A 10,249-nucleotide genomic window follows, 5' to 3' on the forward strand; every position below is an offset into this window, starting at 1 on the left:
TAATCGGGTCAAGATCAGCCGAAGATGCGGCCCCAAGCGCGCTTGGCGCGGTTCTTCCAGTGGCCACGGTGATAGGCGTCCGACGCGAGCAGCGGCATGACCGAGCCGGCTTCGGCGAAGACCATCTGTTCGATGCCGGTGTTGACCTTGCCCCAGCTCGCCGCTTCCTGCAGCGTCGAGGACGAGCAGGCGCCGTCGCGGACGTCGGCGACGGTGATCTGGATCGCGTACTTGTGCACTTCGACATCCTCGTGGCCGAGGATTTCGGCGCAGACCACGGTGTCCTGGATGAAGTTCTTCGGCACGCCGCCGCCGATCATCAGCAGGCCCGTGGTGCCGGCCTGGATCTTGATGTCGGTCAGTTCGCGGAAGTCCGCGATGGCGTCGATCGTCATATAGGGCTTGCCGGCCTTCATCTGATCGACCTGGTGCTTGACGAGGCCGAAGCCGGCCGAGCTGTCGACGAATGCCGGGCAGAAGATCGGCACGTCATGCTCGTAGGCGAGCTTGACGAGGCTGTTTTCCTTCTTGCCGTTTTCGACGAGATACTTGCCCATTTCACGGATGAAGGCGCGCGACGAATAGGCCTTCGGTTCCAGGTTGTTCGCGATCTTGTTGATCGTGAAATCGCAGTCCTGAAGCTGCTCTTCGTCGATATAGGTGTCGTAGATGCGGTCGATGTAGAGCGAGCGCAGCGTGTCATCATCCGGCACTTCGAGCGCCTGATAATGCTTGTGGCCGAGGCCTTCGAAGAAATCCATGTCGACGATGGTGGCGCCGGTGGCGACGATCACGTCGACCATGTTGTTGCGCACCAGATCCGCATAGAGATCCATGCAGCCGCCCGCCGAGGTGGAACCGGCGATCACCAGCACCACCGTGCAATCCTTGTCGGCCAGCATCTGGTTGTAGATGCTGGTCGCGCGGCCGAGATCGCGGCTGGTGAAGCTCATCTTCGCCATCGCATCGACGATGGGGCGCGCATCGAAGCTCTTGATGTCGATATGTTCGACGACGGTGGAAAGCAGCTCCGCCTTGCGCGTGTCGTTGATGGGTGCATCGGTCATGGGGGTCTCCGCAAATGCAAAACCTGCCGTCACCCGCGCCTTGCGGCGCGAGAGACGGCATTCATGTTGAAAATCGCTTACAGCGTGATGACGTTCGACGAAACCGGCTGTTCCATGGTGCCGCGATAGAGGCTGGCCATGGGTTCGTCCTCGACGATCACCGCTTCGCCGGCGGTGAAGCCGTTGAAGCCGGTGCGCATCGCGCAGCCATAGGCGCCGAGCATGCCGATTTCGATATAATCGCCGGCGGCGATATCGGCGGGCAGCATGAACGGGCCGGCCATGCGATCCATGTCGTCGCAGGTGGGGCCATAGAAGCTGAACGCCATGTCCTTCGCGTCCGACCCGCCGTCGCGGATCAGATCGGTCGGGAAGCGCCAGCCGACATGGGCGGCATCGAACAGCGCGCCATAGGCGCCGTCGTTGATGTACAGTTCTTCGCCCCGGCGCTTTTCGACGCGGACCAGCAAGCTCGCATATTCGGCGCAGAGCGCGCGGCCGGGTTCGCACCACAGCTCGGCCGAATAGCTGACCGGCAGGCTTTCGAACGCCTCGTGGATCGCGGCGAAATAGGCCTCGAGCGGCGGCGGTTCCATGCCGGGATAGACCGACGGGAAGCCCCCGCCGACATCGACGACATCGACCGTGACGCCCGCTTCGACGATGGCGGCGCGAACGCGCTCCATCGCCTGCGTGTAGGCGGCCGGCGTCATCGCCTGGCTGCCGACGTGGAAGCAGATGCCGAGCGCATCAGCCGCCTGGCGGGCCGCCATCAGCACCGGCGCGGCTTCCGCCGCTTCGACGCCGAACTTGGACGCAAGGCTGAGCTTCGAATGATCCGACGACACGCGCAGGCGAACGCACAGGGTGAGATCCCGCGCGCCATGGGTGGCGCGGACGATCTTCTCCAGCTCCTCGACCGTATCGAGCGAGAAGGTGCGGACGCCGTGGGTGAAATAGGCTTCCGCGATCGCTTCTTCGGCCTTCACCGGATGCATGAAGCAGAGCGTGGCTTCCGGCAGCGTGCGTGCAACCAGACGAACCTCGGCGATCGAGGCCACGTCGAAATGCGTGACGCCGCCTTCCCACAACACCTGTAACAGATCGGGAGACGGATTTGCCTTCACCGCATACATCGGCTTGCCCGGAAACTTCTCGACGAAGAAGCGGGCGGCCCGACGGGCGGCGTGCGGACGAAGCAGGGTAACCGGCTGGGCCGGACGGAGCTTCGCGATGGCGGCGGCACCCGAAACGGTGCCAGAATGGGCGGCAGCTAGCCCCAGCGCGCTATGGTGCTCGTGCAACTCAAGGGACCTCCAATGCCACGGCCGAAGCCACGGTCTTCAGTTTCGAAAATCACTGCCTTGCGGTGGAAGTCCCATGGGGCAGCGGAGGCGCTACATAAGGTCGGTGCAGGTAGCTGTAAAGTTTCAATCGGATGAAATGAACGAAGCCGGAGGCGCGTCGTTTCTCCATTCGCCGCAACATGGCTTTTGAGGCCGGTTTTGGTGGATCGGCGCGGATGCGATTTTCAGGCAGGCGACCGTGCCGGCGGCAAAACGAATCGGGCGGTGCGGAGCTCGACTCGCGGCGCGCGGTTTTGCTGTCGTGATTTCGGAGGCGCAGTGATTCCATCCGCGTCGAAATCGCTCTAAGCGCGGGCCATGCAGAGCATATTCGAGGGCATTGCGGGAATCGCCCCCGCCATCGCGATGTTGGCGATCTTCGCGCTGATAGCGGGGGGCGTGTATCTGATTCGCACGCGCCGCGACCGCCGCAAGGGCGTGCTGATGCTGGTCGCGGCGGCGGTGTTCTTCGGCAACGTCCTGTTGTGGACGTTGCCGGCCTGAACAGGATCAGCGGTCGGTGGCGAGCCGCATGTCCAGATAATCGTCCACCGACTTCATGAGCTGCGGCATTTCGTGCTCGAAGAAGTGGTTGGCACCGGGAATGGTGTCGTGGTGGATGGTGATGTGGCGCTGGGTGCGCAGCTTATCGACCAGCTTCTGCACCGCGCTGGGCGTCACCACCTCGTCCGAATCGCCCTGGATGATGATGCCCGAGGACGGGCAGGGGGCGAGGAAGGTGAAATCATACATGTTCGCCGGCGGGGCGATCGAGATGAAGCCCTTGATTTCCGGCCGCCGCATCAGAAGCTGCATGCCGATCCACGCGCCGAAGCTGAAGCCCGCGATCCACGTCGTCTGCGCTTCCGGGTGGATCGACTGGACCCAATCGAGCGCCGAAGCGGCATCCGAAAGCTCGCCAATGCCGTTATCGAACGTGCCCTGCGACTTGCCGACCCCGCGGAAGTTGAAGCGCAGCGTCGCGAAGCCGCGCTTCACGAAGGTCTGGTAGAGATTCTGCACGATGCGATTGTTCATCGTGCCGCCGCCCTGGGGGTGCGGATGCAGGATCAGCGCGACGGGCGCGCGGGGGCGGGGACCAGGATTGAAGCGGCCTTCGAGGCGGCCTTCGGGTCCGGGAAAGATGACTTCGGGCATCGGCACCTGCTGAAACTATGATGTGATCCGCGCGACGAGGGATGCGCGGCGAGTTGCAGGCCTATATAGAAGGCGGGTTACAGCGCGCAATCTTGTCGGAGCATCGTTCCCCCTTGGCCCGTATCTATTTGGATCATGCCGCGACCACGCCGTTGCTTCCTCAGGCGCGCGACGCGATGGCGGAGGCGTTGAGGAACTGGGCAAACCCGTCCTCGCCACACACCGAAGGCCGCGCCGCACGCGCCATGCTGGAAGATGCCCGCGCGCGGGTGAAAGCGGCGCTTGGCTGGTCGGGCGAACTGATTTTCACCAGCGGCGCCAGCGAGGCGCTGGCGATCGCGCTGCTCCGCGCCAAGGCTGACGATGTGAAGGCATCGGCGGTGGAACATGATGCGGTGCGCCGGATCGTGGGCGATGGCCGCCTGCCGGTGGGCGCGGACGGGCTGGTCCAGCCGCTGGTCGATGGCGGGCGGATGCTGTTCGCCATCCAGCACGCCAATAACGAAACCGGCGTGCTGCAGGATTGCGGGCGGATCGCCCGGCGGGTGAAGGAACTGGGTGGGCTGTGGCTGGCGGATTGCGCGCAGACCGCCGGCAAGATCGCCTTGCCCGAGGAGGCGGACTTCATCGCCGTTTCGGCGCACAAGCTGGGCGGGCCGCCCGGCGTCGGCGCGCTGCTGGTGCGCGATCTGGCGACGCTGGATGCCCCGGGCGGGCAGGAAAAGGGCTATCGCCCCGGCACCGAAAACCTGCCGGGCGCGATGGCCTTCGCCGCCGCGCTGGAAGCGCGCCGCGAATGGCTGGGCCGTGCGGCGGAACTGCGCGACCATCTGGAAAAGGCGCTGGCGGCGGCGGGCGGCGTGGTGGTGGCGGGCAATGGCCAGCGCATCCCGACAATCGGTGCCTATCGGATGCCGGGGGTGCCGGCGGCGGCGCAGCTTATCCGCTTCGATCTGGCCGGGATCGCGGTTTCGGCGGGCAGCGCCTGTTCGTCGGGCAGCGTGAAGCCGAGCCATGTGCTGATGGCGATGGGCTGGCCCGAGGACGAAGCGCGTGAGGTGATCCGCGTGAGCTTTGGCTCTTCGACGACGCGCGCCGAGATCTATGAATTCATCCGGGTCTGGACCGCGATGGCGGCGGATGCGGGGCAACGCGCGGCATGATCTATCTCGATTATCAGGCGACCACGCCGCTGGCGCCGGAAGCGCGGGACGCGATGCTGCGCTGGCTGGATGGACGCGCGGCCAACCCGCATTCGCCGCATCGCGCCGGGCGGGAAGCGGCCGCCGCGGTGGAACTGGCGCGCGAACAGGTGGCCGCTCCGCTGGGTGCCGGGCGCCTGATCTTCGCGAGCGGCGCGACCGAGGCCGCCAACACCGCCATTCAGGGCGTGATGCAGTCCAGCGATCGCCGCCGGCTGGTGACGATCGCCACGGAACATGCCTGCGTGCTCGATACCGCCGCTGCGATGGGCGGCGATGGTGCCGAGGTGGTGATCCTGCCGGTCGGGCCCGATGGCCTCGTCGACATGGCAGCGGCCGAAGCCGCGATCGACAGCCGCTGCGCGCTGGTTTCGGTGATGCACGTCAATAACGAGATCGGCGTCGTTCAGCCGATCGAGGCGCTGGCTTCGCTCGCCCGCAAGGCGGGGGCGCCGCTGCATCTGGATGCGGCCCAGGGCTATGGCAAACTGCCGATCCCGCGTGGCGCGGCGGATTTCATCTCGATTTCCGCGCACAAGATCTACGGGCCGATCGGCATCGGCGCCTTGTGGATGGCGGACGGGCGCAGCCTGCCGGGCCTGCTGCATGGCGGGGGGCAGGAAGCGGGCATAAGATCGGGCACGATCAGCCCTGCGCTCGCCGCTGGTTTCGGCGCCGCCGCCGCGCTGGCCTTTGCGCGGATGGATGAGGACAAGGCGCATGTCGAAAGGCTTGCGCGCCAGCTGCGGGCGAGCTTGCCGGACTGGACGTGGAACGGGGCCGAACAGCCGCGCTGGCCGGGCAATGCGAACCTGCGCCACCAGGGCGTGGAAGCGGCCCGGCTGATTTCGGAACTGCGCGGGCTGGCCTTTTCGGCGGGTTCGGCCTGTGCCAGCGGATCGGGCCGGCCAAGCCATGTGCTGAAGGCGATCGGCCTCAGCGATGCCGAGGCGCGGGCGAGCATACGGCTCGGCTTCGGGCGCTACACCACGGCGGACGAAATCACACAGGCGACGGCGATGATCCGCGAGGCGGCGGCGCGGCAGATGGAGTGGGCGGCGTGACGCGGGTGCGGTTCGTTTCGGCCGATGGTCGGCAGGTGGACGAGGTGGAGGCGCCGGCCGGATCGCGCCTGCTGGACGTTGCGCAGGCCAATGGCCAGCCGCTCGAAGGCACGTGCGAGGGGCAGATGGCCTGTTCGACCTGCCATGTCATTGTCGACCGCGATGATTTCCAGAAGCTGCCGGAAGCGAGCGAGATGGAGGAGGATCTGCTGGATCTCGCCGCCAGCGTGACGCGCTTTTCGCGACTGGCCTGTCAGATCTACCTGCCCGAAGGGGTGGACGAGTTGACGGTGCGCATCCCCGGTGAAGCGCACAATATGCAGGGCCGCTGACCATGGGGGTGCGGGCGTCGATCGCGACGGCCGCCTTGCTTGGGCTGACGGCCTGTTCGGGCAGCCCGCCGGTGCGGACGCTGGCCTGCGCCGATGCGCGCGCGCCGGAAGTCCACACATCCCCCGACGGCCGTACGGCGACGGCCCAGCTCAAGGTTCTGACCTACAATATCGAAGGATTGGGCTGGCCGGCGCGGAGCGGGCGTGGCGACGATCTGCGCGCGATTGGCGAGCGGCTTGCAGCGATGCGCTTGGCCGGGACGGCGCCCGATATCGTGCTGTTCCAGGAAATGTTCAGCGGGGCGGCCAAGGCGGCGGTGGCGAACAGCGGCTATCCGGCCATCAGCCACGGCCCGCGAAGGACGACCACATCGCCCGATCCGCTGCCGCCCAAGCTGCCGGGCAAGGCGAAGATCAGCCGGGGCGAGATCGGCATCCATTTCGAAGGCAGCGGGCTTGCCGTCGCGTCCGAATATCCGATCGTCCAGATGCAGGTGCGGCCTTATGGCAAGCGGGCGTGCGCGGGGATCGATTGCCTGGCCAACAAGGGCATCGCGCTTGCCCGGATCGCGCTGCCGGGCGTGCCGGGGGCGATCGACGTCTATGGCACGCACATGAATTCGCGTGGGGCATCGAACGCGCCGGCGGAACGCAACCTCGCCGCGCATGAGCGCCAGTCGCTGGCCGTCGCGCAGTTCCTTGCCGAGACGAACGATGATGCCAATCCGCTGATTTTCGGTGGTGACTTTAACATGCGTCATGCGGAGGATCGGTTCACGACATTCGCCCGCTATCAGCCGCTGCAACTCGTGCATCGCGTATGCGCGGAACCCGCCAATGGCTGCGAAGTCCGCATGTCTTGGGATGGCGACGAGCCATGGATGAACACGCAGGATCTGCAATTCTACTGGCCGGGCGACGCGGTCGCCATTCGTCCGGTCAGCGTCGAGGCGATGTTCGACGGCGGGGAGAGCGGCCCCGAACTTTCGGATCATGACGGGTTTCTCGTTACTTACGAGCTGAGCTGGCCGACGGCATCGACCCTTGCGCCGACCTGTCCGTTACCCGCAGGCGGGCGCTTGCGTTAATCCGCGCATTCGCCCATATGCGCCCCGGGAGTCGGGCGGACGGAACCGTCGCCAACCCGGTCAGGTCCGGAAGGAAGCAGCCGCAACGATTTCGTTCCGGGTCGTTCCGGCTCCCACCTCACCCCAGCATCGCGATCGAGGACCGCCCGCACAGGCAGGCGGCCACGCATGGATTTATTGCCCGCCGGTGGCGATGAATTCTCCAATGCGCTGTTCGAGCACGGGCAATGGAACACCGCCGAGCGCCAATATGGCATCGTGGAAGCGGCGCTGGTCGAATCGTTCGCCCAGCTTGTCTTCGGCCTCCTTGCGCAGGCGGCGGATCGTCATTTCGCCCAGCTTGTAGGCGAGCGCCTGGCCCGGCCAGCTGATGTAGCGATCGACCTCGGTCGTCACCTCATGTTCGGACAGCGCGGTATGATCGCGCAGATAGGCGATTGCCTGATCGCGGCTCCATCCCTTGGAATGGACGCCGGTGTCGATGACGAGGCGGGCGGCCCGCCACATTTCGTAGGAGAGCTGGCCGAACTCCTCATAAGGCGTTTCATAGATGCCGAGCTGGCCACCGAGCCATTCGGTATAGAGCCCCCAGCCTTCGCCATAGCCCGAGAAATAGGTTTCGCGGCGGAAATCCGGCCGGGCCGGGGCCTCGAGCGCGAGCGCGGCCTGGAAACTGTGGCCGGGCGCGCATTCGTGAAGCGTGAGCGCCGGGATATTGTAAAGCGGCCGCGACGGCAGGTCATAAGTGTTCATCCAGCAGGCTTCGAGCCCGCCGCGCCCCGCCGTCCAGAATGGCGCGATCGCATCGGGCACGGGCAGGATGGTGAAGCGGTAGCGCGGCAGCAGGCTGAACGCGTCCTTCAGCTTGCCGTCCATCTTCTTGGCGACATAGGCCGAGTAAGAGAGAAGTTCGCGGGGGCTTTTGGCGATGAACTGCGGATCGGTGCGGAGAAACTTGAGGAACTCAGCAAAGCTGCCCTTGAAGCCGCTCTTGGCCATCACGGCCTTCATCTCGCTTTCGATCCGGGCGACTTCGCCGAGGCCGATCTGGTGGATCTGCGCTGCGGTGAGATCGAGCGTCGTATATTCACGGATTTGCGCGGCATAATAGGCCTTGCCGTCGGGCATCGCTTCGGCCGCGAGCGTGCTGCGCGCCTGCGGCATATATTCGTCGCGCATGAAGCTGAGGAGGCGCGCATAGGCCGGGATCACGGCCTTGGCGAGCGCGGCTTCGCCATCGGCGCGGAGCGCGTCGCGCGTTGTCGCCGGGATGGTTTCGGGCATCTGGGCGAACGGGACCATGAACGGGTTTGTCGTCAGGTCGGGCGAGGTGAAGGAGGCGATCGACGTGTCGCGGCCGGGCAGCGTCGCGCGTGGCACGCTGAAACCGCGCTTCACCCCGGCACGCATATTGGCGATCTGCTCGTCAAAATAGCGCGGCACATCGCGCATCCGCCCGATGTAGCGGCGATATTCATCTGCGGTGCGGAAGCCCCGGCTGGGCGCGAGGTGCGCCCAGAAGCTGGAATCGCTGTTGAAGGGCATTTCATAGCCCCGGAACTTCACGTCGTTGGCGAATGCCTCGATGCTCGTGCGGAACACGGCATAGTTGATCCGCTCCTCCGCCGAGAGTGCTTGAGGACTGATCCGATCGAGCCGAGCCAGTACATCGGTCCAGTAAGCGAGGCGCGCGCGCTGACTGGTCGGATCGACACGGGGCAGGTGATCCGCGGTCGCGTTCCACCCGCTTTCGTCCTTGACCATCGCGAACTGGTCCATCCGCCAGGCCCATTCGGCGTCGTAAATGGCCTTGAGCTGAGTATCGGCGGCCGCATCGCGCGATTCTGGCGGCGATGACTGAGCGAATGCGAGAGAATTGGGGCAGGCGGTGGCGACAAGGGCAGACAGGAAAGCGGCGCGGATCATGCCGACGAACTCCGAATATGGAATATTTGTCATCGTTCTAGCTTAAAATGGCTGCGCTCCAAGAGCGTGATTCTGTCTTTGCGAAGCGGGTTTTCGGCTGCAACCGAATCGTTCCGCGACGGGGCCAATATCGGCGTTATTGGCCGATTTTTGCAGGTAATCGGACGGATTATCTCGATGCCTCGGGTTCCAATGTGAACTGCTGAATTGGCCTCATTTCGTCGCCGTGTCGCGTCGCCCTGCCGAGAAACGTCGTTAAAATAGGATGAAATGCGCCGGGGGCGCTCGCCTTTAACGAGTCTTTATGACGTGGGCCCGCATCCATTGTGTTCCTGGCGAGTGGGGGCGCCGCCTGGTGAAGGTATTATTATAATATGAGCAGCGTTGCAGCCCAGGGTGGCAATAAGTCGCGAAAGCGGATGGCGTGGGGTGTCTCAATCCTTTGCGTATCCAGCATTGCATCCGCCGCAACACTGATGTTGTCGAGCAGCGGTGGCGTCACAAAACTTCCGCCGCCTAAGCAAATACTTAAAAATGGCACGTCGACCACGCCGACGCCTACTCCGACACCCACGCCAACGCCGACCCCATCACCGACAGGCGCGCCATTGGGCGTTAATCTGGCGCAGGCGAACTATTATACGGGCGATCGCGCGCTGATGAATTTGGCGCAGGGTGGTGGCTGGGCGAGCCAGCGGCCGGGTTCAGGCTGGCAGCCCTTTGCCGCCGAGCAGCTCGACGGGCTGGGCAATGTGAAGTCGCTGTTGACCGGCGAAACGGCGAACATTCCGCTGGTGCCGCCCGAGGGGGTTTTCGGGACGAGCCCGACGCGGGTGCGTTGCACCTGGGCGGGCACGGGCACGTTGACGGCGGGTGGCGCGCTGAGCGGGCTGACGCGCGCGGCGAACAGCCTGGAATTTGACTGGACGCCGGCGGGCGGGCCCAAGACGCTGGCCGTGTGGATCACGATGTCGCGGACCGATGTGGCCGATCCAGTGCGGCAGCTCGATTGCCGCGAGAAGACGGCGTCGGCGACGGCGCGCTTCTCGCCCGCTTTCCTGGCGTC

Annotated in this window: 11 protein-coding genes, 1 other RNA gene and 1 pseudogene; 7 read left to right on the forward strand and 6 right to left on the reverse strand. The window is 65.2% G+C overall.

The genetic code is table 11. The features are described from left to right. Positions 1-14: 14 nt before the first annotated feature. The 3 genes from CHB74_RS18520 to CHB74_RS22280 form a co-directional block, all read right to left on the reverse strand. Entirely contained in the window at positions 15-1,067 is a 1,053-nt protein-coding gene (locus CHB74_RS18520) for a 1,9-bis(guanidino)-5-aza-nonane synthase (protein WP_089220992.1), read from the reverse strand. Between the two features lie 77 nt (positions 1,068-1,144). After that, positions 1,145-2,371 carry a type III PLP-dependent enzyme gene (locus CHB74_RS18525; protein ID WP_089220993.1) on the reverse strand — a complete coding sequence of 409 codons (1,227 nt, stop codon included), beginning with the start codon at positions 2,369-2,371 and terminating at the stop codon, positions 1,145-1,147. Between the two features lie 52 nt (positions 2,372-2,423). Continuing rightward, entirely contained in the window at positions 2,424-2,702 is a 279-nt protein-coding gene (locus CHB74_RS22280) for a hypothetical protein (RefSeq protein ID WP_218821467.1), read from the reverse strand. Positions 2,703-2,731: 29 nt separating this feature from the next. Here CHB74_RS22280 and CHB74_RS18530 point away from each other — a divergent pair, with 29 nt between their 5' ends. Further along, positions 2,732-2,917 (forward strand): hypothetical protein, encoded by a 186-nt coding sequence (locus CHB74_RS18530; protein WP_089220994.1) that lies wholly within the window; start codon positions 2,732-2,734, stop codon positions 2,915-2,917. Positions 2,918-2,923: 6 nt separating this feature from the next. On the opposite strand, the gene CHB74_RS18535 is transcribed toward CHB74_RS18530, so the two are convergent. After that, complete coding sequence (locus tag CHB74_RS18535; protein ID WP_089220995.1) at positions 2,924-3,571, reverse strand: alpha/beta hydrolase; 648 nt, start codon at positions 3,569-3,571, stop codon at positions 2,924-2,926. Between the two features lie 128 nt (positions 3,572-3,699). Between CHB74_RS18535 and CHB74_RS18540 the strand changes: the two genes are divergently transcribed. The 5 genes from CHB74_RS18540 to ffs all read left to right on the forward strand — a co-directional run bounded on the left by CHB74_RS18540 (position 3,700) and on the right by ffs (position 7,378). Next, a complete protein-coding gene (locus CHB74_RS18540; protein ID WP_281253565.1) occupies positions 3,700-4,734 on the forward strand; it encodes a cysteine desulfurase family protein in 1,035 nt (344 codons plus the stop codon). After that, positions 4,731-5,837 (forward strand): cysteine desulfurase family protein, encoded by a 1,107-nt coding sequence (locus tag CHB74_RS18545; protein WP_089220997.1) that lies wholly within the window; start codon positions 4,731-4,733, stop codon positions 5,835-5,837. Before CHB74_RS18540 ends, CHB74_RS18545 begins: the two co-directional genes overlap by 4 nt. Continuing rightward, positions 5,834-6,169: a 2Fe-2S iron-sulfur cluster-binding protein gene (locus tag CHB74_RS18550; RefSeq protein ID WP_089221003.1), complete on the forward strand. Its 336-nt coding sequence runs from the start codon at positions 5,834-5,836 to the stop codon at positions 6,167-6,169. Before CHB74_RS18545 ends, CHB74_RS18550 begins: the two co-directional genes overlap by 4 nt. Positions 6,170-6,171: 2 nt before the next feature. Next, positions 6,172-7,257: an endonuclease/exonuclease/phosphatase family protein gene (locus tag CHB74_RS18555; RefSeq protein WP_089220998.1), complete on the forward strand. Its 1,086-nt coding sequence runs from the start codon at positions 6,172-6,174 to the stop codon at positions 7,255-7,257. A gap of 23 nt (positions 7,258-7,280) precedes the next feature. Then, an RNA gene (gene ffs, locus CHB74_RS18560) (signal recognition particle sRNA small type) lies at positions 7,281-7,378 on the forward strand. Between the two features lie 53 nt (positions 7,379-7,431). On the opposite strand, the gene CHB74_RS18565 is transcribed toward ffs, so the two are convergent. Further along, a complete protein-coding gene (locus CHB74_RS18565; RefSeq protein ID WP_425442317.1) occupies positions 7,432-9,216 on the reverse strand; it encodes a DUF885 domain-containing protein in 1,785 nt (594 codons plus the stop codon). Positions 9,217-9,550: 334 nt separating this feature from the next. Further along, complete coding sequence (locus tag CHB74_RS22285; protein WP_218821468.1) at positions 9,551-9,733, reverse strand: hypothetical protein; 183 nt, start codon at positions 9,731-9,733, stop codon at positions 9,551-9,553. A gap of 58 nt (positions 9,734-9,791) precedes the next feature. Between CHB74_RS22285 and CHB74_RS18570 the strand changes: the two are divergent. Further along, positions 9,792-10,249 (forward strand): annotated as a pseudogene (locus tag CHB74_RS18570) (hypothetical protein); the annotation flags it as partial.

The organism is Edaphosphingomonas laterariae, assembly GCF_900188165.1.
GTDB lineage: Bacteria > Pseudomonadota > Alphaproteobacteria > Sphingomonadales > Sphingomonadaceae > Sphingomonas_E > Sphingomonas_E laterariae.

What these genes read in the sequence shown, in the direction of transcription:
- CHB74_RS18555 (WP_089220998.1), top strand. Translation starts at nt 6,172, where the DNA reads ATGGGGGTGCGGGCGTCGATCGCGACGGCCGCCTTGCTTGGGCTGACG.
- CHB74_RS18530 (WP_089220994.1), top strand. Translation starts at nt 2,732, where the DNA reads ATGCAGAGCATATTCGAGGGCATTGCGGGAATCGCCCCCGCCATCGCG.
- CHB74_RS18520 (WP_089220992.1), bottom strand. Translation starts at nt 1,067, where the DNA reads ATGACCGATGCACCCATCAACGACACGCGCAAGGCGGAGCTGCTTTCC.
- CHB74_RS22280 (WP_218821467.1), bottom strand. Translation starts at nt 2,702, where the DNA reads ATGGAATCACTGCGCCTCCGAAATCACGACAGCAAAACCGCGCGCCGC.
- CHB74_RS18535 (WP_089220995.1), bottom strand. Translation starts at nt 3,571, where the DNA reads ATGCCCGAAGTCATCTTTCCCGGACCCGAAGGCCGCCTCGAAGGCCGC.
- CHB74_RS18545 (WP_089220997.1), top strand. Translation starts at nt 4,731, where the DNA reads ATGATCTATCTCGATTATCAGGCGACCACGCCGCTGGCGCCGGAAGCG.
- CHB74_RS18565 (WP_425442317.1), bottom strand. Translation starts at nt 9,216, where the DNA reads ATGACAAATATTCCATATTCGGAGTTCGTCGGCATGATCCGCGCCGCT.